Annotated in this window: 21 protein-coding genes and 1 riboswitch; of the genes, 17 read left to right on the top strand and 4 right to left on the bottom strand. The window is 43.9% G+C overall.

Going from position 1 to position 23,149, the window contains the following annotated elements; translation table 11 throughout:
• Positions 1–9: 9 nt before the first annotated feature.
• Positions 10–885 carry an ABC transporter ATP-binding protein gene (locus ACI3E5_RS08195; RefSeq protein ID WP_005229973.1) on the top strand — a complete coding sequence of 292 codons (876 nt, stop codon included), beginning with the start codon at positions 10–12 and terminating at the stop codon, positions 883–885.
• A 167-nt stretch (positions 886–1,052) separates the two neighbouring features.
• Positions 1,053–2,270 (top strand): pyridoxal phosphate-dependent aminotransferase, encoded by a 1,218-nt coding sequence (locus ACI3E5_RS08190; protein ID WP_005229975.1) that lies wholly within the window; start codon positions 1,053–1,055, stop codon positions 2,268–2,270.
• 55 nt (positions 2,271–2,325) lie between these two features.
• Here ACI3E5_RS08190 and ACI3E5_RS08185 read toward each other — a convergent pair whose 3' ends face one another.
• Positions 2,326–2,505 (bottom strand): hypothetical protein, encoded by a 180-nt coding sequence (locus ACI3E5_RS08185; protein WP_005229977.1) that lies wholly within the window; start codon positions 2,503–2,505, stop codon positions 2,326–2,328.
• A 159-nt stretch (positions 2,506–2,664) separates the two neighbouring features.
• On the opposite strand from ACI3E5_RS08185, the gene ACI3E5_RS08180 reads away from it, so the two are divergent.
• The 5 genes from ACI3E5_RS08180 to ACI3E5_RS08160 all read left to right on the top strand — a co-directional run bounded on the left by ACI3E5_RS08180 (position 2,665) and on the right by ACI3E5_RS08160 (position 10,005).
• Entirely contained in the window at positions 2,665–3,510 is an 846-nt protein-coding gene (locus ACI3E5_RS08180; protein ID WP_015509901.1) for a helix-turn-helix domain-containing protein, read from the top strand.
• A 68-nt stretch (positions 3,511–3,578) separates the two neighbouring features.
• A complete protein-coding gene (nagA, locus tag ACI3E5_RS08175; protein ID WP_010749569.1) occupies positions 3,579–4,724 on the top strand; it encodes an N-acetylglucosamine-6-phosphate deacetylase in 1,146 nt (381 codons plus the stop codon).
• Positions 4,725–4,846: 122 nt separating this feature from the next.
• On the top strand, positions 4,847–5,686 hold the full coding sequence (locus tag ACI3E5_RS08170) for an SDR family oxidoreductase (protein ID WP_325845041.1): 840 nt from the start codon (positions 4,847–4,849) through the stop codon (positions 5,684–5,686).
• A 194-nt stretch (positions 5,687–5,880) separates the two neighbouring features.
• Positions 5,881–6,582 (top strand): ABC transporter ATP-binding protein, encoded by a 702-nt coding sequence (locus ACI3E5_RS08165; RefSeq protein ID WP_015509898.1) that lies wholly within the window; start codon positions 5,881–5,883, stop codon positions 6,580–6,582.
• On the top strand, positions 6,583–10,005 hold the full coding sequence (locus ACI3E5_RS08160) for an FtsX-like permease family protein (RefSeq protein WP_325845042.1): 3,423 nt from the start codon (positions 6,583–6,585) through the stop codon (positions 10,003–10,005).
• A 44-nt stretch (positions 10,006–10,049) separates the two neighbouring features.
• On the opposite strand, the gene ACI3E5_RS08155 is transcribed toward ACI3E5_RS08160, so the two are convergent.
• The gene (locus tag ACI3E5_RS08155; RefSeq protein WP_005231932.1) at positions 10,050–10,649 is read right to left on the bottom strand and encodes an FUSC family protein; all 600 of its coding nucleotides are present in this window, start codon (positions 10,647–10,649) and stop codon (positions 10,050–10,052) included.
• A gap of 98 nt (positions 10,650–10,747) precedes the next feature.
• On the opposite strand from ACI3E5_RS08155, the gene ACI3E5_RS08150 reads away from it, so the two are divergent.
• A complete protein-coding gene (locus ACI3E5_RS08150; RefSeq protein WP_016611010.1) occupies positions 10,748–11,710 on the top strand; it encodes an aromatic acid exporter family protein in 963 nt (320 codons plus the stop codon).
• Positions 11,711–11,741: 31 nt separating this feature from the next.
• Here the strand turns inward: ACI3E5_RS08150 and ACI3E5_RS08145 are convergent, their stop codons facing one another.
• The gene (locus tag ACI3E5_RS08145; RefSeq protein ID WP_017144386.1) at positions 11,742–12,698 is read right to left on the bottom strand and encodes a Gfo/Idh/MocA family protein; all 957 of its coding nucleotides are present in this window, start codon (positions 12,696–12,698) and stop codon (positions 11,742–11,744) included.
• A gap of 123 nt (positions 12,699–12,821) precedes the next feature.
• On the opposite strand from ACI3E5_RS08145, the gene ACI3E5_RS08140 reads away from it, so the two are divergent.
• From ACI3E5_RS08140 to purB, 9 genes are all read left to right on the top strand, one after another.
• On the top strand, positions 12,822–13,325 hold the full coding sequence (locus tag ACI3E5_RS08140) for a hypothetical protein (RefSeq protein ID WP_005229993.1): 504 nt from the start codon (positions 12,822–12,824) through the stop codon (positions 13,323–13,325).
• Between the two features lie 32 nt (positions 13,326–13,357).
• Complete coding sequence (locus ACI3E5_RS08135) at positions 13,358–14,368, top strand: M15 family metallopeptidase (RefSeq protein ID WP_142973304.1); 1,011 nt, start codon at positions 13,358–13,360, stop codon at positions 14,366–14,368.
• Entirely contained in the window at positions 14,365–14,970 is a 606-nt protein-coding gene (locus ACI3E5_RS08130) for a glycoside hydrolase family 73 protein (protein ID WP_005229997.1), read from the top strand. Before ACI3E5_RS08135 ends, ACI3E5_RS08130 begins: the two co-directional genes overlap by 4 nt.
• Before the next feature lie 20 nt (positions 14,971–14,990).
• Entirely contained in the window at positions 14,991–15,668 is a 678-nt protein-coding gene (locus ACI3E5_RS08125) for a beta/alpha barrel domain-containing protein (protein ID WP_010749577.1), read from the top strand.
• Between the two features lie 82 nt (positions 15,669–15,750).
• A riboswitch (purine riboswitch) is annotated at positions 15,751–15,848 on the top strand.
• 76 nt (positions 15,849–15,924) lie between these two features.
• A complete protein-coding gene (locus tag ACI3E5_RS08120) occupies positions 15,925–16,506 on the top strand; it encodes a xanthine phosphoribosyltransferase (protein ID WP_010749578.1) in 582 nt (193 codons plus the stop codon).
• Positions 16,506–17,810 carry a nucleobase:cation symporter-2 family protein gene (locus ACI3E5_RS08115; RefSeq protein WP_325845043.1) on the top strand — a complete coding sequence of 435 codons (1,305 nt, stop codon included), beginning with the start codon at positions 16,506–16,508 and terminating at the stop codon, positions 17,808–17,810. Before ACI3E5_RS08120 ends, ACI3E5_RS08115 begins: the two co-directional genes overlap by 1 nt.
• A gap of 329 nt (positions 17,811–18,139) precedes the next feature.
• Complete coding sequence (gene purE, locus ACI3E5_RS08110) at positions 18,140–18,628, top strand: 5-(carboxyamino)imidazole ribonucleotide mutase (protein WP_010749580.1); 489 nt, start codon at positions 18,140–18,142, stop codon at positions 18,626–18,628.
• The gene (gene purK, locus ACI3E5_RS08105; RefSeq protein WP_325845044.1) at positions 18,612–19,739 is read left to right on the top strand and encodes a 5-(carboxyamino)imidazole ribonucleotide synthase; all 1,128 of its coding nucleotides are present in this window, start codon (positions 18,612–18,614) and stop codon (positions 19,737–19,739) included. Before purE ends, purK begins: the two co-directional genes overlap by 17 nt.
• A gap of 13 nt (positions 19,740–19,752) precedes the next feature.
• Complete coding sequence (gene purB / locus ACI3E5_RS08100) at positions 19,753–21,051, top strand: adenylosuccinate lyase (protein ID WP_325845045.1); 1,299 nt, start codon at positions 19,753–19,755, stop codon at positions 21,049–21,051.
• Between the two features lie 48 nt (positions 21,052–21,099).
• Here purB and pbp4 read toward each other — a convergent pair whose 3' ends face one another.
• On the bottom strand, positions 21,100–23,148 hold the full coding sequence (gene pbp4, locus ACI3E5_RS08095; RefSeq protein WP_270787813.1) for a penicillin-binding protein PBP4(5): 2,049 nt from the start codon (positions 23,146–23,148) through the stop codon (positions 21,100–21,102).
• Position 23,149: the final 1 nt, after the last annotated feature.

Below are 23,149 nucleotides of genomic sequence, written 5' to 3'. Positions count from 1 at the left end.
AGGAACGATATGTTAGAACTGAAAAATGTGACTGTCACGTATACGAGAAAAGTATTGGATCAACTTTCCGTTGCTTTTTCTCCCGGGGAGATCGTCGGGTTAGTCGCCCCTAACGGCACTGGGAAATCCACACTACTGAATGTGGCGATGAATTTCATCCAGCCGAATGAAGGCGCAGTATTTTTAAACGGCAGTCAAGTATATGTGACCAAAAAATCAGAAGTGGCAGCGCATCAACAAATTTCATTTTTTCCTGACCAAAATGATTTGTACAATGATTTAAGCGGACTCGAGCATCTGAAACTGTATCAGCGAATGTGGCGTTCAGAGGAACGCTTGGTGGAAGAAACGATTGCTCGTTTGCGAATGAGCGATTATATCAAACGCCCAGTGGGAACCTATTCGCTGGGGATGCGGCAACGTCTGTGTTTTGCGATGCAGATCGTGACAGATACGCCATACATGCTGATGGATGAGGTGATGAATGGCTTAGATCCGACAAATGTCGAATTGATCTCTAATGTGTTGAAAGCCTTGCGGGAGCAAAAGAAAGCGATCGTGATCGCTTCGCATATTCTGACGAATTTAGATTCTTACGCGGATCGGGTCTTGTTTTTAAAAGACGGTAAGATCATTCACGAATACCTTGGCCGCAAGTCGTTGGTCAATGAACCGTTGTATGTAAAGACGGACTCGGCGGATTTCTTGGTGGCTTTTCCAGAGTTAACGACAGTGACTATCGATCTGCAAGGGCGGATCTATCTAGTAGAAATCAGCGATCCGCAGCTGCCGCAACGTTTTATCGCAGCAGGAATCACTGATTTTTCGGTGGGGCATTTGGCGTTAAATGAATTGTACTTGAAGTATTTTCCTGAAAATTCCTGAATGAACCAAATTCAGTGGATGAACGCAGAGCAAGCGCTCTCGACCCAGAGGTGAAAAATTTTCGCCACAGTTAAAATTTTTTTGCTATAATAGGTTCAATCTGAAAAGAGATCAACGACGAGAACCAATAACCTGACGTTGACCTATGGTTAAAGGAGAAATGGAATATGAAGAAATTTTCAAAGTCGTCAAAACTTGAAGGGGTCAGTTATGATGTACGCGGCCCTGTTTTAGAAGAAGCTGATCGGATGCAAGAAGAAGGCATCAGTATCTTAAAATTAAATACTGGGAATCCCGCGCCCTTTGGTTTTGAAGCCCCAAATGAAATCGTTAGAGATTTGATCATGAATGTGCGAGAGTCGGAAGGCTATTCTGATTCAAAAGGGATTTTCTCGGCCCGTAAAGCGATCGAGCAATATTATCAATTACAAAAATTTCCTGATGTGACCATCAATGATATTTACACAGGTAATGGTGTTTCCGAGCTGATCACGATGTGTATGCAAGGGTTATGTAACAATGGGGACGAAGTGCTCGTGCCGATGCCAGACTATCCCTTGTGGACTGCTTCGATCTCATTAGCTGGCGGAAAACCCGTCCATTATATTTGTGATGAACAAGCAGATTGGAATCCTGATATCGAGGATATCAAAGCCAAAGTAACCAGCAAGACGAAGGCCATCGTCATTATTAATCCAAATAATCCCACCGGCGCCGTTTATCCGAAAGAAGTTTTGCAACAAATCGTCGAGGTTGCTCGTGAGCATGACTTGATCATTTTCTCCGATGAGATCTATGACCGTTTAGTCATGGATGATTATGTCCATGTACCGATTGCTACACTAGCACCAGATCGCTTCGTTGTGACGCTAGGCGGTTTGTCTAAGTCTCACCGAGTGGCAGGCTTCCGCGTTGGCTGGATGGTTCTCAGCGGGGATAAGTCCAATGTCAAAGACTATATCGAAGGCTTGAATATGTTGTCATCGATGCGGCTGTGTTCCAATGTTTTATCGCAACAAATCGTCCAGACTGCATTAGGCGGCTATCAAAGCTCCGATGAGCTGCTGCTGCCAGGTGGTCGAATCTATGAACAAAGAGAGTTTATCTACAAGGCGATCAATGATATTCCTGGATTGTCAGCAGTGAAACCGAAAGCAGCCTTTTATATTTTTCCTAAAATTGATATTCAGCGCTTTAACATTACCAATGATGAACAATTTGTTCTCGACTTTTTACATGAACACCATATCTTGTTGGTGCACGGCGGTGGGTTCAATTGGCAACAGCCCGATCATTTCCGTATCGTCTACCTTCCTAATATGGAAGATTTAAAAACGACTGCTGAAAAAATGACAGAATTCTTGGCAGCGTATCGCCAGAAGTAAGTACATGAAAAAGCACCGCTCCTTCAGCGATCGTGAGGGAGCGGTGCTTATGTTTTTATTCGGTAACTGGTTGACAAATTTTTTTGCTGACAATCATCCGATTGGTAAACTTATCCAGCATTTCAGCACTAGGATCGGTCACTTGAACGAGGACCGAATTTTCATATTCCCGTTCGATGATCCCTTGGTATTTTTTGCCTTCCCATGTAAAAAAGATCGTACTGTCGATCGTCATCTTAACACCTCATTTGAAATTGTGGAAAAATAACAAGACATTCTTGAAATTGCTTTCCTTTTTGTCATTATGTGCTAAAATAAAGAAAATTAAAAATGCGAATTCGCATTTTTGACAAGAAACGTTCGATTTTTTTAGAATTCCCCCTGGAGGACGATTATGAAAAAAAGAGATGAATCTTTTGGTCAAAATATCCGTTCAATTCGGTTGAAACGAAAGATGACCCAGAAGATGTTAGCGGAAGATATTTGTTCGCAAAGTGTGTTAAGTCGTATCGAAAACAACGAAGAGCTGCCCAATGTCTGGGTGATGTACCAAATCTGCCAACGCTTAGGCGTCACCTTAGATCAAGTAATGATGCTTCATTCGGAAGAGATCAACAAAACCAATCAAATCTTTGCCGAAATCGAATCACATTTTGTCCATAAACAATTTCAAGAAATGCGGGAAAAAATGGAAGACAAGGCGATCAAGGATTATTTGTATCTGGATTCAGATATGCAAATGTATTACTACTATCTAGGTAGCTGTGATTATTTCCTCGATCAAAACTATGATGCCGCCCTTGAGGCGCTGAAAAAAGGATTGGCCTATTCCTATCAACAGGATAAGACCAACGTTTCGGTGATGGAAATTCGTATCCTGAGCTGCATGGGTCGTGTCTACAGTGACTTGCTGCAACTGGGTGAGGCGCGTTTTTATTTAGAAAAAGCCTACGATGCCATGCATGCCTTGCCGCCGGAGCGACTGTCCACAGCGCTGACCAAAATTTATTACAACTATGCGGTCTTTTTAAAGGAGCAACAAGAAGACTGTCGCGCGCTAAAAGTAACCAACGAAGGCATTGCTCTAGCGAGAGAGAAAAATAGCTTGTATTTTCTAGAAGAATTGTTTGAACTAAAAGGACAATTGCTCCAAAGGCTAAAAGAAGAAAAAGCGGCAGAAAAAAGTTTTCAACTGTATCGTGCCGTCATGGATATTCGTCAATCTGACAAAGTGGTGTAGACCTTTCTTGACTTCTGCTGCAAATAAGAGTACTTTTAAGGAAGAAAAGAAATAGAGGAGCGATCAAGATGAATAAATATATTTACGCAGACAAATTCTTTCTGAAATCAGCGGTTCATGGCCCTGGTTACTTGGAGGTCAAAGAGGGAAAATTCGGCGCGATCGTCGATGAAGTCCCTGCTGGTGCAGACGTAGAAGATTATTCAGGCAAATGGGTAGCACCGGGTCTTGTGGATACTCATATCCACGGGTTTATGAACCATGATGTGATGGATAACGATGCAGAAGGCATCAAAGCCATGTCAGAAGGTCTTTTGTCTTGTGGTGTGACATCGTTCTTACCGACAACCTTAACATCTAGCAAAGAACGATTGCGGGATGTTGCTGAAACCGTTGGGAAAGTCAAAGACGAAGTTACAGGAGCGAAGATCCAAGGCATCTACTTTGAAGGTCCGTTCTTTACTGAAGAACATAAAGGAGCGCAAAATCCAATCTACTTTGGTGATCCTGATATTGATACCTTCCATGAATGGCAAGAAGCTTCTGGTGGAATTATTAAGAAAATCGCCTTGGCTCCTGAGCGCGAAGGTGTGAGTGAGTTTGTTTCGCAAGTGACGGAAGAAGGCGTAGTGGTTGCACTAGGGCATAGTAACGGAACGTTACAAGAAGCGCAAACAGCAGTAGAAGCTGGTGCCAGCGTCTTTGTTCATGCCTTCAACGGAATGCGCGGATTAAACCATCGTGAACCTGGAATGGTCGGTGCCTTACTTTCATTAAAAGAAGTTTTTTCTGAGTTGATTTGTGATGGCCACCATGTGCATCCTCAAGCAGCTGAGATCTTGATGGAAAAAGCTGGTCATGACCATGTGGCCTTGATCACCGACTGTATGATGGCTGGCGGTATGCCAGACGGTGATTACATTTTAGGTGAATTTCCAGTAGTGGTAAAAGATGGCACGGCTCGAATGGAAACAGGCAATCTTGCTGGCAGCATCTTAAAACTAAAAGAAGCCGTGAAAAATGTTGTAGACTGGGGAATTGCTACTCCTCAAGAAGCGGTCATGATGGCCAGCTTGATCCCAGCGATCAGCTGCAAGATCGACCACGCTTGCGGTATGATCAAACAAGGTCGTCCAGCTGACTTCATTGTTTTGGATCAAGAAATGAATTTAGCAGCCACGTATTTAGATGGTGTTTGCCGTTACCAAGCATAAAATGAAACAATCTGCTTCAAGAAACAAGAAGAGAGCTTCTCTTGATCTGTTTTTTGAGCAGATTTTTTTATTTTCAGTTATGATGAAAGAAAACGGTATTCTTAGAAGGGGAAGGTGGCAAATTGAAGACGATTTTAGTTACGGGTGCCAACGCTGGCATGGGCTTTGCAACAGCCAAACAATTGGCAGAATTGGGGATGCATGTGATTTTGTATTGCCGTTCTGCCGAACGAGGACAGGCAGCACAGCAACGTTTGAAGGAAGAGACAGGCAATCCAAGCATCGATCTAGTGATCGGTGATTTGGGGTTGTTGGCTAGCGTACGCAAGTCAGCCGCTGAAATCAACGCCCGCTTTGAGAAATTGGATGTACTGATCAATAATGCGGGCATCGTCAATTTAAAAAAAGAGCGAACAGCCGATGGATTTGAACAAATGCTGGGCGTAAACTACGTGGGGCATTTTGAACTGACCCGTCAGTTATTGCCGCTAATAAAACGTGCGGATGCTGGTAGGATCGTTAATGTTGCTTCTGGTGCTTACAAATTTGTAAAGAAAAAGGATCAGCGCTTTTTCGATGTGGCGAATTTTTTGCCTTGGCGGGAGTATGGCCGCTCAAAAAAAGCCCTGATTTTATTTACAGATGCGCTTGCGTTTCAACTGCGCAATACGACCGTTACTGCCAATGCCTTGCATCCAGGAGCTGTGGCGACGAGCTTAGGGGTCAGCCGACAGACAGGATTTGGTCAATCTGTCTACAAAATGCTCACGCCTTTTTTCAAAACACCTGAGGAAGGGTCTGATACAGCGATATATTTGGCACTAAGCCCCGAGGTGGCTGGCATTAGCGGGCGCTACTTTGTCGATCGTCAGGCAGTGCCGACGGAGATCCTTGATGAGCGGCAGCAAGCGCAAAAACTTTGGGAAGAAACCCAGCGAAGAATTGCCGACCAAGCACAATGATTGGTTTTTGTTCTTTGTCAATCAAATGAGATGGAAGTGTAAAATCGATTCTGGGACAGAATGAGCATCATTTTGTCTCAGATTTTTAATTTGATAAAATGAGCTGCTTTTTTGCTGTTTCTTTCGCAGGAATAAGTATGATACACTATTAAGCGAGAAAGCGCATGCGGCGCTGGAATTCTTGGAGGAACATAATGAGTTATATCGAAGTTGTGAAAGAAGTGAAGAAATACACAATGGGCGACACGGTTATTGCTGCTAATGATGGTGTTTCGTTTTCCGTAGAAAAAGGAGAGATCGCACTGATCCTTGGTCCCAGTGGCGCTGGTAAGTCCACCGTTTTGAACATATTAGGCGGAATGGATCAATGTGATAGTGGCAAAGTGATCGTTGATGGAACAGATATTGCTGGCTTTGATGCCAAACAATTGACGACCTATCGCCGCAAAGATGTCGGTTTTGTCTTTCAGTTTTATAATTTGGTCCCTAATTTGACAGCCAGAGAAAACGTTGAACTCTCAGCACAAATCGTGCCAGAGGCACTTGATGCAGCTGAGATCTTGACCCAAGTTGGGCTTGGTGATCGCTTGGATCACTTTCCAGCGCAATTGTCTGGTGGTGAGCAGCAGCGAGTCACGATCGCTCGTGCTATAGCGAAGAAGCCCAAATTGTTGCTTTGTGATGAACCAACGGGGGCACTTGACTATGAAACGGGGAAACAGATTCTAGCAATTCTAGAAAAAACGGCTCGCGAGACTGGGACGACCGTTTTGATCATTACACATAACAGCGCATTGGCTCCCATGGCTGATCGTGTGATCCATATCAATGATGCAAAGGTCCGCAAGATGGAAAAAAATACTCATCCGATTCCAATTGCCTCTATTTCTTGGTAAATGCCTATGAAAAAAACATTATTACGTTCCAGTTTACGTGAAATCAGGCAAGCACCCGGGCGGTTTTTGTCCATATTAGGCATTATCTTTTTAGGGGTCGCTTTTTTTGTGGGGATCAGTGCAACTGGTCCGAATATGGAACAAGCAGCTGAAGATTATTTTGCTCGCCAGAAATTAGCGGACTTTACGATTGCGTCAACTTTAGGGTTGTCGACTGCCGATCGGGAAATCATTGAAGAAATGCCTGGTGTCACGTCTGTTGAAGCAGAGCAGATCGCCGATATCAATGCCGAAAATCACCGTGCCGTGATCCGTGTCTTTTCCCTTTCGAAGGAGCGGCAAGTCAATCAATATCAGGTGACTTCTGGTCGATTGCCGCAAAAGTCAGGGGAAATTGCTTTGGATCAAGCGGCACAAAGCAGCGGTGGGTTTGCACTAGATGAAACTTTTGAACTGCCAGAAAGCGGTGAAAACCAGCTAGAAACGCACACTTACACGATCGTTGGCTTTGTCAATAGTCCCGAATTTATTGAGAATTTTCATCGAGGCAATAGTACCGTTGGGAATGGAACGGTCGATTACTTTGCAGTAATTCCAGAAGAAGATTTTAAAGAAACTGCGTATGCTAGATTGTTAGTTCGTTTTGATGAGCTATCGCAAGTGGCTAGCTATTCTGAAGCATATCAGACAAAAAGGGATCAAGTAAGTGATGAAGTAGAAGAACGGTTGGCTCCGCGGGCACAAGGACGGCGGCAAGAGTTGATCGATGAAGCGCAACCAGCCATTGATGAGGCCAAAGAACAGATCCGTGATGGCGAAGAAGCATTGCAGCAAGCGCAAGCGGAACTTGACGACGCAACAGAGAAATTGGCGCAGGCGCATCAGGAGTTGACGGAACAAGAAGCAGCTTTTCAGACAGAGATTCAAACTGCCCAAGAGCAATTGAATGGAGAAGCGCAAAAATTAGCTGAGGGGAAACAGGCATTGATCGAAAATCAACGCCTGCTAGATCAAAATGAACAAGCATTGATTCAGCAAGAAGCCCAAGTACAGTCAGCCCAAGCTCAGTTGGCACCCGTTTTGGCACAAAGACCTGAACTACAAAGGGGCATCCAGCAGGTAGAGGAGCAACTGGCGCTGGCATACCAAGGCATGGATCAAATCAGAAGTGTGGGTCAACTTTCTGCAGAGGAGCAAATGGCCCAACTGCCTACCGTCTATGCACAAGTAACCGCGGCTCTGGCACAGTTGAACCTGCCGACAGATGTGCTTGGTCCGATTCCTGATCTGGAGGAAATCGATGAAACGATGATTGCTACTATGCTGACGGCAGCTGAAGATACATTGCGTCCACTCATTGCCGAAGGCGAGCAACAACGTGCGCAATTAGTTGGGCAAATGGCTGCGATCAATGACCAAGAAGCGCAACTTCAGCAGGCACAACAGCAAGTCAATGCTGGCTGGAGCCAAATCAGAGCTGGGCGCCAAGAATTGGCACAAGCGCAGACCCAGATCACCCAAGGAGAGACGCAGCTGAGCGACGCTCGTGAGACCTTAGCTTCTGAAAAAGCCAAGGGTCAGTCTTTATTAGCTGCTGGTTGGCAAGAATATCGAGAAAACGAAGCAACCCTTCAAGAAAAGCTTGACGAATTTAAAGAAAGAGCACCAAAAGAACGCGAAAAACTTGAAGATGCCAAAAAAGAAGTTGCTGAAAAAGAGCAGGAATTATTGGAGCTAAAACCGGCAGTTTATCGTGTCTCAAACCGCAATGCGAATCCTGGTTATTCAGAGTACCAAGACAATGCGGAACGAGTTTCTTCGTTAGCGACGATTTTCCCAGTTATCTTCTTTTTGATTGCAGCGTTAGTCAGTCTAACCACCATGACGCGGATGATCGATGAAAAACGTAGTGAGATCGGTACATTGAAAGCATTAGGCTATCGTAACTGGGAGATTGGACAGAAATTTTTGCTTTATTCCTCTGCAGCAGGCATCACAGGTGCTGTATTGGGTCTAGCAGTCGGCTTTTCCTTTTTTCCAGCAATCATCATTCAAGCTTATGGACCGCTTTACAATCTCACGGAGTATGACACCCCATGGTATTTGCGGCTTTCATTGATTGCTGTGGGAGTCAGCTTGCTTTGCACCATCGGTATCGCGCTGCTGGTTTTACGTTTTGATTTAAGACAGTCATCGGCTTCATTGTTACGACCAAAGGCACCCAAAACAGGAAAACGAATTCTCTTAGAAAGAATCACCGTTATATGGCGGCACTTAAGTTTTATTCAAAAAGTTACAATGCGAAACCTGTTTCGCTACAAGTCCAGAATGCTCATGACCATCTTAGGGATCGCGGGATGTACCTCCATGATCTTGACTGGATTTGGTCTAAGAGATTCCATCAGCAATATCATTCCTTTACAGTTTGAGAAAATCTGGCAGTATCAGGCGGTGATCACCTTTGATGATGAGGATTCGGAAGCAATGAGTGAAACAAAAGCCGCCGCAGAAGATATTGAAGGCTTTGAAGCAGGGTTATTCTTGCATACGGAAAGTCTGACGTTGGCTCAATCGGGGGTCACGCAGCAAGAAGTAACCGTCACCGTGCCAGAAGATCCTGCGGCTTTATCGAGATTTGTCCACTTGAATGATCGGGTTTCAGGAGAAGCTTACGAGCTAGAAGGAGAGGGCGCCATCATCAATGAAAAGCTTGCTAAGTTGTTTGGATTATCGGTGGGTGATACGATAACGTTGACGAATGAAAGCGGCGAAGCATTTGAACTGAATGTGGCTGCAATCGCAGAAAACTACACAGGGCATTTTGCTTATTTGACCCCAGATGCGTATCAAAAGATCTTTCAGGCCGCCCCTTCTTACAACAGTGAGTTATTGAAATTCAGTCAGCGTTTGACGAAATCGGAGGAAGAAGCGATCGCGGCTGATTTGATGGCACAAGACAATGTCATCAATGTTTCCTTCCTCTCAGCTTCAGCGGATGCCTTAGATGACACGACAGCAACCTTGAACATCGTCATCTGGATCTTGATCTCGTCTGCGGGGGCATTAGCCTTTATCGTGTTGTACAACTTGAACAACATCAATATAGCGGAACGCATTCGCGAGTTGTCGACCATCAAAGTATTGGGCTTTTATGATCGAGAAGTGACCATGTACGTCTTTCGTGAAAATATCTTTCTGACGATCTTCGGCATTGCATTTGGTTTATTATTAGGGGTGCTTCAGCATCAATTTGTCTTACAGACCATCGAAGTCGATATCGCCATGTTTTCACCGACAGTCGAACCAATGAGCTATGTGTATGCCGCTGGATTGACCTGCTTATTTTCAAGCGTGGTAGGGATCGCAATGTATTTCAAACTGAAACATGTCAATATGATTGATGCGCTGAAAGCCAATGAGTAACAAAAACAGCCTTTTCTCAGAATGATTCTGGAAAAAGGCTGTTTTTATTTTTCTTGTTTTTCTTGTTCGGAAATCTCGCCTTGGACTTCTTCTAGCATGGCTTTTAGTTCAAGCTCTTTTTGCCTCAGCACCACCAGATCTTCTTGGATCTCATCCTTTTTCTCTTCCTCAGGTGGTCGAATGACGAAATTGATCGATAGGGCAACTAACGTGCCGATAAAGGTGTCCAATACACGGTCTAAGGCGAAGATGATCGATTCCCCTTGAGGGACACTGGAAGTGATCAAAAGCATCGTCGCAATAGCAGAGATAATGCCAGAATTGTTATTGATGCCATCTGAAAAAACGATGACAAAAATGACTAGCGCTGGCAAGACAAACAATTCGATCAGAAAGTCATTTTGAAAATATTGCTTCGTCAAAAAGTAAAAAATGGCTGTACCACCACCGATCGTATTTCCTAATACCCGTGACTTACCAAAAGAGATCGTTGTGGTCAGATCTTGTCGCAAAGAAAAGACAGCCGACAAGGCAGCAATCAATGGTTGGCCACGATCAAGAAAATGAAAGAGCAGAATACAAAGCATGACAGCGATGGCTGTTTTTATCGTTCGCATACCTAAGCGAAAACGCCCCAGTTTCATGGTCAAATGCCCCCTTTACTTAATCATACCCAAAGCAGTTGAGAAATTCTAGTCTTATTCCTCACAATTTAGTATACTTTTCACAGGAGGTGACAAAAATGAAAATCGGAATGAGGACCGTGAAAACGGCGATTGCTGCTGGTTTATCAATGTTTCTGGCACAACAGATCGGTCTTTTGTATGCGCCAGCCGCAGGGATCATCGCCATTTTAAGCGTCGGCAATACAAAGAAAACGTCACTTTTTACGGGAATCGGGCGTTTGATCTCTTTGGCGATCGCAACGCTCTTAGCTTTTGTCAGCTTCCATTTATTAGGCTTTGGGCCGATAGGATTTGTTCTTTTTCTCTTTCTCTTTATCCCAACCGCTGTCTATTTCAATTTGACCGATGGGATCGTCGTCAATTCTGTCTTGGTGACCCATTATATGATGGAACGTTCGTTTGCTTGGCCACTGATTGGGAATGCTTTTTTATTGATGAGTATTGGCATTGGCTTTGCACTTTTGTTCAATTTATATATGCCAGATGGCGAACGAGCATTGAAAGAAAGACAGCAATTAGTGGAAGAAACGTTTAAAAGTCTTTTAAAAGACATGTCGATTGCGTTGACTGAAAAAGAAAAGGCGACGCTTCCCCAGGTTTGCCAAACGCTTTTGGGGGATATCAAGCAAGGCAAACAACAAGCAATGGTGCATAGTGAAAATCAATGGCGAGGAGAAGCCTCCTATTATGAAGAGTACTTTACCATGCGCCAAAGTCAGGCACGCTTACTCTTAGAAATGGTTGACTTATTGCAGTTGTTTTGGGTAGAAGAAGCCTATACAAATGCGTTTCAAGAGTTGCTATCCTTTACTGCCGAGTCCTTTCACGAAAATAACGATGGGAAAGAGATCTTGGCAAAAATTGCTGCGCTTTATGAAGATTATCGACAAAAGCCATTGCCCCAAACAAGAGCAGAGTTTGAAAATCGCGCTCAGCTGTTTCAGTTTCTGCAAACCTTTAAAAGTTTTATTGAAATCAAAGCCGACTTTTCTGATCAAATGCAAACAATGGCACGCTAAAAAAGACTCCCAAAAAGGAGTCTTTTTCATTTTACTGCTGTTCCCAAAAAGCTTGCATTTGATCAAGAACGTCAATGACATCGGTGGTCAAATGGATCGATCCCTCGATCTCGCCATCGATGGCTTTGATCATATTGGCAATTTCATAATTAAGGGCTTGACTGCTGTCGCCAGCTTCAATCACTTCATTTGTTCCATCTCGGAAATGGATCACGGCTTTGTCCGCACGAGGGTATTCATCTACGGTAATGTATCCTTCTTCGAAAGCGACGATACCGGTTTTAGGCATTTTCGCTTGAAAAGTCAGCGTGACACTAGCCATTTCATCGGCTGGATTTTGTAGGATCGTGACTGATTGTTCATCCACACCTGTAGAGAAGGGCTTCATGCTGCTAAACGTCACTTCTGGTGTATCCGTCATGAAAAAGCGGGCAAATGAAACAGCATACGTACCGATATCCAATAAAGCACCGCCGCCTAAATCTGGATTGAAGAAACGATTGCTTGGGTCTGGATCTTTGTAGCTGCCAAATGGTGCTTGGATCATTTTTAATTTTCCTAAGCGTCCGGCATCGATCTCTTCTTTCAACCGAGCATAAACCGGCATATTGAAAATCGTCATTGCTTCTTCTAAGATTAGGTTTTTTTCTTTGGCTAAGGCTAGTTCTTCCGCTAGCTCATCGGCACTGGTAGTGATGGCTTTTTCGCAGAGGACATGTTTTCCTGCCATCAGAGCTTTCATAATAAATTCATGATGAAGATCATTAGGTACTGCAATATAAACAATATCGATTTGCGGATCTTCTAACATGGCATCTGTGCTTTCATAAGCATGGGGAATAGAGTGTTTCTCAGCAAATGCTTGGATTTTAGGGAAACTCCGGGCACTGACCCCATATAGTTCACTTGCTTCATTAGAAAAGCCAGCAGCAAATTGCGTTGCGATATCTCCGAGGCCAATCATTCCCCAACGGTATTTTTTCATCATTGATCATCTCCTTCGTATTTAGTATAACAAAAGAAATCAATTCTTTAAAATAATCAAAAACAATCGCAAAAAGTTTCCATTACGGCTGACTTTCAGTAAAATATAGAAGAGGAGGGATAACATATGCATAATGTATCAATTGCAATTATTTTAAATACCATCATCGAGCAATACGCATCAGAAAAACAGTTTTATGAAACACAATTAGGCATCACCGAGGAGCAATGGGAGGCATGGAAAAATGGCACAATGAGTCTGTCACCTGCTGAAAATCAGAAAGTGAAGCTGCTGTTTTCAGATTATGAATGGATGTTGATCCAAAAAATCATTCGGCAAACCGTCATTTATCCAGAAAAACGCAATCAAGCGGTCGTCGAGTTCAAAAAAATGAAGACTCAAATCGCCAGAACGTGGTTAGCAAGCGATTTAGCGAAAGTCGAATTGTTAACAGAATCTGAAGAAACAGCCCAATACCTTGATTTGAGAGTCAGTATTACGTATGATGAGTGGGGTTATGATGATATACTAAACTTCCGATTGCCCGCTTTTGTTCAGCAGCAAATTCGCAATGAAAAAATCGAACTGTTGGAGTGGGTCAAAGAAAATCTGGAAGAAACTTACAACTAAAGGTAGGATATTTTTTGAAAAAGTATTATGGAATGGCTGCGGCGGCGGGCTTCTTGTTTCTGGTTCTTTTAACCATTCAAGTGAACCGAGTGACCGCAGTCACCCCAACAAAGAGTGCAAGTATCGCTCGTTCAACAGATCAAGCAACAACGAGTGAAACAACAGAAACAAATGAAAAAGAGCCAAATGGGAACACGCAAGAGTCACAAGAACAAGCAAGTGCTAGTGATGAAGTGAACGAAGAGGATTTTCCAACTGTCTCATTGGATGATTGGTCATTGGTTTTGGTAGGCCCAAACAATAAAATCAAAAGCGAAATTGCCCAAAAAGATTTAGGGAAATTGTCGAATGGCTATCTCGTCGATCAACGCATCGTTTCAGCTTATGAAAAGCTGGCAGATGCCGCAAAAGCTGCAGGACATCCTTTGGTGATGGTCTCTGCCTACCGTTCAGTCGCGTATCAAGAGGAGATATTCAATGCCAATGTCAACACCCTGATGAGTCAAGGTCATACAAAAGAAGAAGCAATTCGGATCACGAAACTGACCTTTACTGAGCCTGGCTATAGCGAACACCATACTGGGCTTGCTGTTGATGTTGTGGATCAGGATTGGTATCAAAATCATACAGGAGAACTGCTCAATGAGGGGTTCGGTGATACTGAGGGTGGAAAATGGCTACAAGCTCATGCAAGGGAGTATGGGTTTATCATCCGTTACCCGAAAGGAAAACATGCTATTACGCAAATCGATTATGAGCCTTGGCATTTACGATATGTAGGGGTCGAAGTGGCAACCTACATTGAGGAGCAGGAGTTGACCTTTGAAGAGTTTCTGGAAGAAGCAAAAGAACACATCGCTCGAAAAGAAGCAGAACTGTCCTCTCACGAATGGGAAGATCCTCTGGCAGAGGACTGGATCTATGAGGGGTCTCTTGCTAAAAGTCAAGAAAGCAGTGAGCTTCCACAAGATGAGTTGTTGCTGAATGGAGGCAATTTGTTTTCTGAAAATGTGTTTAGTCAGACAAAGGAAGTGAAAAAATGAGCGCAAGACGAAAAAAACAGAAGACTCGTTTCCCATTAGTCTTTCTAGGGTTATTCTTGATTGGGATTGCCTTTATTTTTTCCTTGAATAGTTTGGCAGACCCCCTTCCAAAAGAGGAAGAAACAAACACGGAAGCCATCTCCCATGAAGAATTTATTGATCGCATCGCTCCTTACGCACAAGAACTGCAAAAGGGCTACGGGATTTTACCAAGTATCATTATTGGACAGGCAATCCTTGAATCAGATTGGGGTCAAAGTTCTCTAGCCAGTGAATACAATAATTTATTTGGAATTAAGTCGTTTGGCCATTCAAAAAAGGTGACATTAGATACCCAAGAGTTTTATAATGGAGAATGGGTCACGATTCAAGGAGATTTTCGTGTCTATGATACTTGGGAAGAATCAATGGATGATCATACGATGTTGTTTGTAAATGGTGTGGATTGGAATCCTGCACTTTATGTAAATGTCTTGACAGCAAACGACTACCGCAGTGCCGCACAAGCATTACAAGATGCAGGGTATGCAACGGATCCGGATTATGCCAGCAAAATCATTCAAGTAATTGAAACCTACCAATTGAATCGATTTGATCAATAAGAAAAGAGAGTTGGCTGCTTATGGAAGAAAAATATATGCCAAAAATCACCACCGATTTGCGTAAAGATATCGTGAAAGTGCCTAAAGTTATTCGAGAGGCTAGCGGTATTCAAATATTTGGAAAACAAATCCGCTCCATTATTTTCACAACGGATATTGCGATCATCCGTAATACAAATGCGGATGCTGTGATTGCGGTCTATCCCTTTACACCACACCCAGCAATTACGAAAGCAATCATCGAAGCAGCGGACATTCCAGTGTTTTCTGGTGTCGGCGGGGGCTTGACCCAAGGATTTCGCTCGTCTTATATGAGCATGTTTGCTGAAGCCCAAGGGTCGATCGGGGTCGTCTTAAACGGACCAACGCCACTGAAAACTGTGGAGCAAGTCTGTAAAGTTGTAGATATTCCCGTTATCAGTACCGTAACGAGTAAGTATACCGAAATTGATGCCAAGCTTGAAGCTGGTGTGAAAGTCATCAATATCAGTGCTGGCAAGGACACAGCAGATACCGTGGCTTTCTTCCGTAAAAAATATCCGAAGCTGCCGATCATCGCAACCGGTGGACCAACCGATGAAAGCATCTTAGAAACGATTGAAGCAGGCGCGAATGCCATCACCTACACGCCGCCGTCCAATGGGGAGCTTTTCAGTAAAAAGATGGAACACTATCGCGATATGGAGAAGCCAGAGTAGGAAATGATCCACAAATGAGAATATTTTTATTTATAAAGGGCATTCCATGCTTGTGTTTTTAATCAAAGACAGGCATAATCGAATCTATCATTTAAAAATTACTTGTATATCGTCGAAATATGGTCGACAGTCTCTACCCGATACCGTAAATATCGGACTATAAGTAAAAATCGTGCCTGTTAGACACTTTTTTTGCTTTGGCAAAAAGAGTGTCTTTTTTTTCAGGATGGAATAGAAAGGAACGAGGAGAGCTAGGATGGAAAAATTAGTTGAGCGTATCAAAACACATGGAAATGTGCTGGGCGAAGGGGTTCTTAAAGTGGACCAATTTTTGACCCACCAAGTGGATTATGAGTTGATGAAAGAAATCGGTGCAGTCTTCGCGGAACGGTTTCAAGGAAGCGGCATCACAAAAGTAGTGACCATCGAAGCTTCAGGGATCGCACCAGCCCTTTATACTGCAGAACAGTTACAAGTACCAATGATCTTTGCCCGTAAAGCAAAGAGTTTGACAATGGATGAAGAGCTGCTGACTGCATCTGTCTATTCCTTTACCAAGCAAGTGACCAGCCAAGTATCGATTTCCAAGAAATTTTTGTCTTCAGAGGATACAGTCTTGATTATTGATGATTTTTTAGCAAACGGACAAGCAGCAAAAGGCTTGATCGAACTGTGTCAACAAGCAGGAGCCAACGTCGTCGGTATCGGTATCGTGATTGAAAAATCATTCCAAAGTGGTCGACAATTACTTGAAGAAATGGGGATTCCTGTTGTTTCACTAGCACGGATCGCTTCATTGTCTGAGGGACAAGTCAGCTTTTTAGAAGGAGATGCCTAATGAAAGAAACGAATAGCCGTTCAGCAGTTTTAGGCTTGCAGCATTTACTAGCAATGTATGCAGGAGCTGTTGCCGTTCCTTTGCTGATTGGAACAGGTCTGGGCTTCAATGAAGCTCAGATGACGTATTTGATCTCGATCGATATTTTCATGTGCGGAATCGCTACGCTTTTGCAATTAGTTGTTACCCGCTTTTTCGGGATCGGCCTACCAGTCGTTTTAGGCTGTGCCATCCAAGCGGTCTCCCCATTGATTTTGATTGGCACCAAATCAGGGATCAGTGCGATTTACGGAGCGATCATTGCCGCTGGGATTTTCATTGTTCTGATCGCTGGCATTTTTTCGAAAATCAAAGTCTTGTTTCCCCCATTGGTGACGGGAACCGTGATTACCGTCATCGGCTTGACCTTGATTCCAGTCGCCATCACTAAAATCGGTGGCGGCGATGCTGCAGCTGCTAACTTTGGTGATCCAACGAATTTATTGTTAGGCTTTGTGACGATTGCCTTGATCATTGGGGTGCAGGTCTTTGGGAGAGGCTTTATTCGCTCGATTGCCGTTTTGATCGGTTTGATCGGTGGGACCATTTTAGCAGCGCTCTTAGGATTGGTGGATCTTTCTGCCATCGCCCATGCGCCTGTGTTTCATTTGCCTCAGCCTTTTTATTTTGGCTTACCAACCTTTGATCTGTGGTCGATCGTTTTGATGATCATTATTTCCATCGTGAGTCTGGTAGAGTCCACTGGCGTTTATTTTGCGCTGGGAGATATTACTGAAAAACCGATTACAGGCAATGACTTAAAGCGCGGCTATCGCGCGGAAGGCTTGGCGGTGATCCTTGGGGGGATCTTCAATACGTTCCCTTATACTGGATTTTCACAAAATGTAGGTTTGGTTCAACTTTCAGGTATTAAGACGCGACGCCCGATTTTCTTTTCAGCTATCTTTTTGATCGTATTAGGGCTGTTTCCAAAAGTTGGTGCCATTGCGCAAATCATTCCAGAAGCAGTACTGGGAGGCGGCATGTTAGTGATGTTTGGCATGGTCGCTGTTCAAGGGATGCGAATGCTGAGCAAAGTTGATTTTATGAATGACAAGAACTTGTTAGTGATTGCGGTATCGATCGGTTTTGGGTTAGGGTTCAATATGATGCCAACCTTATTCAGTCAGATGCCTGAAACCGTCCAAATGTTTACAGGCAATGGGATCGTCATGAGTAGTTTGACAGCCATTGTTTTGAATCTGTTCTTCAATGGATTGCCGAAAGAAACAGACGATGTGACGGAATTGAGCTTGCAACAGTAAGTTGATTTGATCCAGACGAGGATTCGTCTGGATTTTTTGTATTGTTCCTTTATTTGTCTTTTTCCTACCAAACAGAAAGACTGAATAGTTTTCTTGGCTATAAAAACGAACGATACAAAGATAAACTAGCAAATAGTTCGAAAATATTTTGACATTGCTCCGGCAACTCGTTACTATTTAAAGGTGAAAGTGATTGTTAGTCATAACGTGTTATGCAAGGGGCGTTGGGTTGCAGTGACAAACTGCTGCTAACAAACTAATTTCGTGAGAAAATACTTCTGAGCTTGTTTCAGAAGAAACTAGTAAAAAATCGTTGGAGGGAAAATCAAATGAAACCAGCAGTTGCAGTGATTATGGGGAGCAAGTCAGATTGGGAAACAATGAAGGAGTGCTGCTTGATTTTAGATGAGTTAGCGATACCTTATCAGAAAAAAGTCGTTTCGGCACATCGTACACCAGATTTGATGTTCGAATTTGCCGAAACTGCTCGTGCAGAAGGAATCAAAGTCATTGTCGCAGGAGCAGGAGGAGCAGCTCATTTGCCAGGAATGGTCGCAGCGAAAACAACGTTGCCCGTCATTGGTGTGCCTGTACAATCTCGCGCATTAAACGGGTTGGATTCCCTACTATCGATCGTGCAGATGCCAGCTGGGGTACCAGTGGCAACAACAGCGATCGGAAAAGCTGGCGCAACTAACGCAGGACTACTTGCAGCGCAGATGCTTTCCATGTATGATTTAGAGATAGCGGAGAAATTAAACGCGCGAAGAAATACATTAAAAGAAATTGTATTGGAAAGTAGTGATCAACTTGATTAAACCTTTAATGCCCAACGCAACGATCGGAATCGTTGGCGGAGGACAGCTAGGTCGTATGATGGCAATGAGTGCCAAAGAAATGGGCTTTCGGGTTGGCGTCTTAGACCCTACTGCCAATTGTCCAACAGCCCAAGTCGCTGATTGGCATATTGTTGCTGCCTACGATGATGTGTTTGCTTTAGAAGAAATGGCTCGACGTGCCGACGTGATTACCTATGAATTCGAAAATGTCAGTGTCGAGGCATTGAATTCCATTTTGCCTTATTCCCATATCCCTCAAGGGACTGACCTGTTAGCAATCACTCAAGACCGTTTATTAGAAAAGTCATTTCTAGAGGCTAACAATATCGTGATTGCACCTTATGCCACGATCATCAGTCCAACGGATATCCAAGATGCCATCGACAGTATCGGTTATCCCTGTGTGTTAAAAACGACTAGAGGCGGTTATGACGGAAAAGGGCAGCACGTGTTATACAGTACCGCGGACTTAGCGCCTTCGATGAACTTACTGCGTGAAGGGACGTGCGAATTAGAAGCGTGGATTCCTTTTGAAAAAGAATTGTCGATTTTAGTTGCTGGTAATGGAGAAACCTTTACCACTTTCCCAGTGGTAGAAAACGTCCACCGCAACAATATTTTGCATCAAACGATCGCTCCTGCGCGCATTGATCCAGAAGTTGCCAAAGAAGCCAAACGGATCGCTCATATTATTGCGAAGGCCTTGGATCTGCAAGGCGTTTTAGCCATCGAAATGTTCTTGACTAAAAGTGGCGGCTTGTATGTCAATGAGTTGGCACCGCGACCACATAATTCTGGTCACTATTCGATCGAAGCTTGTTCCATGAGTCAGTTTGATGCCCATATCCGGGGGATCTGTGGCTGGCCATTACCAGAAGTGTCATTGCTTTCACCAGCAGTCATGGTCAATGTCTTAGGCGATGAATTGACAGAAACGTATGAGTTGATTGCGACAAAACCTGCTTGGCAATTCCATTACTATGGCAAAGAAGAAGCGAAAACCGGGCGTAAAATGGGTCATATCACTGTTTTGACAGAAGATATCGCAGAGACCACTGAAGAAATCTATCAAACCAATATTTGGGATTAAAGGAGATAATAACATGTTAGAGCGTTACACAAGACCAGAAATGGGTGCTATTTGGACCGATCAAAACCGTTACCAAGCGTGGTTAGAAGTAGAAATATTGGCGGATGAAGCTTGGGCGGAACTAGGGGAGATACCGAAAGAGGATGTTGCTTTGATTCGTGAAAAAGCAACCTTCGATATCGACCGTATCTTAGAGATCGAAGCGCAAACGCGACATGATGTGGTTGCTTTTACCCGAGCAGTCTCTGAATCTTTAGGTGATGAAAGTAAATGGGTCCACTACGGCTTGACGTCGACGGATGTTGTTGATACTGCGTATGGCTACTTGATGAAACAAGCCAACGACATGATTCGGGAAGATTTAAATCGTTTTGTGACGATCATTGGTGAAAAAGCCAAAGAATACAAACATACCGTAATGATGGGACGTACCCATGGTGTACATGCGGAACCAACGACCTTTGGCTTGAAATTAGCCTTATGGTATGCGGAAATGAAACGCAATGTCGAGCGTTTTGAGCGGGCAGCAAAAGGGGTCGAAGCAGGAAAGATCAGCGGAGCAGTTGGAACCTTTGCAAATATTCCACCGTTTGTCGAAGAGTATGTCTGTGAAAAATTAGGGATTCGTGCGCAAGATATTTCCACACAAGTACTACCTCGTGACTTGCATGCAGAGTATTTCTCTGCAATGGCGTTGATCGCAACTAGCATTGAGAAATTTGCCACCGAAATCCGGGGCTTACAAAAATCAGAAACCCGAGAAGTTGAAGAATTCTTCGCCAAAGGACAAAAAGGTTCTTCTGCCATGCCCCATAAGCGTAACCCAATCGGTTCTGAAAATATGGCGGGACTTGCACGAGTCGTTCGCGGCCATATGGTGACAGCTTATGAAAATGTCTCACTGTGGCATGAACGGGATATCTCACATTCATCGGCAGAACGGATCATTATTCCGGATACGACGATTTTGATCGATTATATGCTGAATCGCTTTGGCAATATCGTCAAAAATCTGACTGTTTTCCCAGAGAATATGAAGCGCAATATGAATGCGACCTTTGGATTGATCTACAGCCAACGAGTGATGTTGAAATTGATCGATCACGGAATGACAAGAGAGCAAGCCTATGACTTGGTTCAGCCAAAAACAGCGCAAGCTTGGGATGAGCAAACGGATTTCCGTCCACTATTAGAAGCTGATCCAGCCATTACGGATGTGTTGACCAAAGCAGACTTAGACGATGCGTTTGATTACAACCATCACTTAAAACAAGTCGACACGATCTTTGAACGTGTCGGTTTAGCCGAATAAGAAAAAAGCTGCAACCTTCAGATCCTTATCTGAAGGTTGCAGCTTTTTTTAATAATGTTCAGCTAAGTAAGTCAATAGCTCAGGTGCTAAACCAGTTGCTGATTGGTTTTCCTGGCGATCTTCTAGCATGGAGACCATCAGAAATCCTTGGTCTTGCGAATCAAAGGCAAATAAGAAACTGTTTTCCTGGCCTTTTTCATCTTGCTTTTCTTTGATTTCAGCTGTTCCTGTCTTAGCAGCCAATGGAATGTTTAATGCTGCCAAGGAATGTGCAGTTCCGTTTGGATCGGAAACAACGGCGGTCAAATCTTGATTGATTTGATCGATCGTTTCTGCTTTAAAGACTTCTTTGTCTTTTTGCTCTGCCTCTTTCACTAAACGGGGATAGACCAGCTTCCCTTGATTGGCAAAGACGGAGTAAATAGCCGCTTGCTGGATTGGATTCAATAACAATTCTCCTTGGCCATAGCCCGTATCTGCCAGTAAAATGTCCGAATTGAAGGAGTCTTCATTTGAAATTTGAGCAGGATTCATCGCGATCGGTAAATCCAATGTTTCACCAAAAATCAACTTCGACAAGCCGTCACGAAAGGCATCTTCGCCCATAGATAAGGTTTGTTGCGCCATATAAATGTTATCAGAGTATACCAGTGCATCCTTGAGATTCACAGAAGCTACATCAGTAACTCTCGTCACAAAGTAGTCGCCCCATGAGCTATCTTTTTGCCATTTCAATCCATCGATCGCGATACTCTGCGTAGGATCGATCGTGCCATTTTCCAAGCCGATCGCACCAGTGATAGCCTTAAAGGTCGAACCAGGTGCATAGGCCGTAGCAAAGCGGCTGATGAAAGGCAGGTCTTCATTTTGTTCATACGCATCATAATCTTCTTGTGAGATCCCTTGGGTCATTTTATTGGGATCATAACTTGGCGAGCTGGCAAGTACCAGCAGATCGCCAGTTTTGGGTTCGGTAACGACCGTTGCTCCTGCTTGGTTTTGTAAGGAGTCAAACGCTGTCTTTTGGGCTTGGGCATCAATGGTCAATTGGATATCCTTGCCATCTGCGCGTTCTTTTTCTAACAGGACGGCTTTCTCAGCACCATCTTCATCTGTGATGGCGATTTTTCCGCCGTTTTCTCCTCGCAACTCTTTATCGAAGGCAGCTTCCAGACCACTACGACCAATTTGTCCGTTGCTTGCTAGTGTTTCATCTTTTTCGATATCTTCCGCTGTTACATTTCCTAAGTAACCAATCAGTTGGGCGGCAGCTTCCCCAAGTGGGTAAGTGCGTCCAGTCGTTTCTTTTAAACTTGTTCCAGTTGGCATCTCATCCGTTGGTTCGATGATCTTCAAGGGGACGAACAACTCATCTTGAACCCAAGATTGCCCCAACGCTTGATTGATGGCTTCTTCTGTCAGGTCGAAACGTTCCGCGATCGCTTTGATATTGGCGTTTTTTTCGTCTCCCGTGCCCAGTTGCCCCGGAACGACGCCTAACTGATAAAGCGTGCCATTTTCTGCTAGTGGTTCGTTGTTTCGGTCGAGAATCTCACCGCGAGTGGCATTATCTACGGAAATACTGACTTTGTCTTGTCCCTCCATTCCTGGAAAGATCAACTGAGGGGACCAATCGATCTTGGCTTCGTTATCAGCTACAGTGATCGTGCCACTATAAGAAAGCTCGGTTAATTCACCTAACGAGGTGGTCAAGGAACCGTTGTATTGGAAATTGAATTGATCGGAATCCTTGTCATTAGGAGTTACCTCAATCCCAGAGGCTTTAAATGATTCGGCACCGATACCAGTGAAGATCGCTTCGTATTTTGCAGAGACTTCGTCTGCGGTAAAGCCGGTTGATGCTAAACTGTCTTCAGACACGAAGGCAGGCAAGTCACTGTACTTCTGATCGGCCAAAGCGTCGATAAAGGAAGTGAGGGCTTTTTTAGCAGCGGCTTCTTCTTGCCGATCCTGATAGACGGTATAACCATAATAGCCGCCACCTAGTACCAATAAGGCGGCAGGAAGTGCCAACCAGACGAAGCGCTTAGGGCTTTTCGCTGGCTTTTCGTTGCGAGAGCGCCGATTTTCTGACATA

This window comes from Candidatus Enterococcus avicola (genome assembly GCF_047470845.1).
Taxonomy (GTDB): Bacteria; Bacillota; Bacilli; order Lactobacillales; family Enterococcaceae; genus Enterococcus_D; species Enterococcus_D casseliflavus.
The sequence above is the reverse complement of the archived record's forward strand: the minus strand, read 5'-3'. Positions and strand labels throughout refer to the sequence as shown.

Excerpts from the sequence above, each read along its gene's own strand:
- ACI3E5_RS08195 (WP_005229973.1), top strand. The coding sequence starts at position 10 with ATGTTAGAACTGAAAAATGTGACTGTCACGTATACGAGAAAAGTATTG.
- ACI3E5_RS08190 (WP_005229975.1), top strand. The coding sequence starts at position 1,053 with ATGAAGAAATTTTCAAAGTCGTCAAAACTTGAAGGGGTCAGTTATGAT.
- ACI3E5_RS08185 (WP_005229977.1), bottom strand. The coding sequence starts at position 2,505 with ATGACGATCGACAGTACGATCTTTTTTACATGGGAAGGCAAAAAATAC.
- ACI3E5_RS08180 (WP_015509901.1), top strand. The coding sequence starts at position 2,665 with ATGAAAAAAAGAGATGAATCTTTTGGTCAAAATATCCGTTCAATTCGG.
- nagA (WP_010749569.1), top strand. The coding sequence starts at position 3,579 with ATGAATAAATATATTTACGCAGACAAATTCTTTCTGAAATCAGCGGTT.
- ACI3E5_RS08165 (WP_015509898.1), top strand. The coding sequence starts at position 5,881 with ATGAGTTATATCGAAGTTGTGAAAGAAGTGAAGAAATACACAATGGGC.
- ACI3E5_RS08160 (WP_325845042.1), top strand. The coding sequence starts at position 6,583 with ATGCCTATGAAAAAAACATTATTACGTTCCAGTTTACGTGAAATCAGG.
- ACI3E5_RS08155 (WP_005231932.1), bottom strand. The coding sequence starts at position 10,649 with ATGAAACTGGGGCGTTTTCGCTTAGGTATGCGAACGATAAAAACAGCC.
- ACI3E5_RS08150 (WP_016611010.1), top strand. The coding sequence starts at position 10,748 with ATGAAAATCGGAATGAGGACCGTGAAAACGGCGATTGCTGCTGGTTTA.
- ACI3E5_RS08145 (WP_017144386.1), bottom strand. The coding sequence starts at position 12,698 with ATGATGAAAAAATACCGTTGGGGAATGATTGGCCTCGGAGATATCGCA.
- ACI3E5_RS08140 (WP_005229993.1), top strand. The coding sequence starts at position 12,822 with ATGCATAATGTATCAATTGCAATTATTTTAAATACCATCATCGAGCAA.
- ACI3E5_RS08135 (WP_142973304.1), top strand. The coding sequence starts at position 13,358 with ATGGCTGCGGCGGCGGGCTTCTTGTTTCTGGTTCTTTTAACCATTCAA.
- ACI3E5_RS08130 (WP_005229997.1), top strand. The coding sequence starts at position 14,365 with ATGAGCGCAAGACGAAAAAAACAGAAGACTCGTTTCCCATTAGTCTTT.
- ACI3E5_RS08125 (WP_010749577.1), top strand. The coding sequence starts at position 14,991 with ATGGAAGAAAAATATATGCCAAAAATCACCACCGATTTGCGTAAAGAT.
- ACI3E5_RS08120 (WP_010749578.1), top strand. The coding sequence starts at position 15,925 with ATGGAAAAATTAGTTGAGCGTATCAAAACACATGGAAATGTGCTGGGC.
- ACI3E5_RS08115 (WP_325845043.1), top strand. The coding sequence starts at position 16,506 with ATGAAAGAAACGAATAGCCGTTCAGCAGTTTTAGGCTTGCAGCATTTA.
- purE (WP_010749580.1), top strand. The coding sequence starts at position 18,140 with ATGAAACCAGCAGTTGCAGTGATTATGGGGAGCAAGTCAGATTGGGAA.
- purB (WP_325845045.1), top strand. The coding sequence starts at position 19,753 with ATGTTAGAGCGTTACACAAGACCAGAAATGGGTGCTATTTGGACCGAT.
- pbp4 (WP_270787813.1), bottom strand. The coding sequence starts at position 23,148 with ATGTCAGAAAATCGGCGCTCTCGCAACGAAAAGCCAGCGAAAAGCCCT.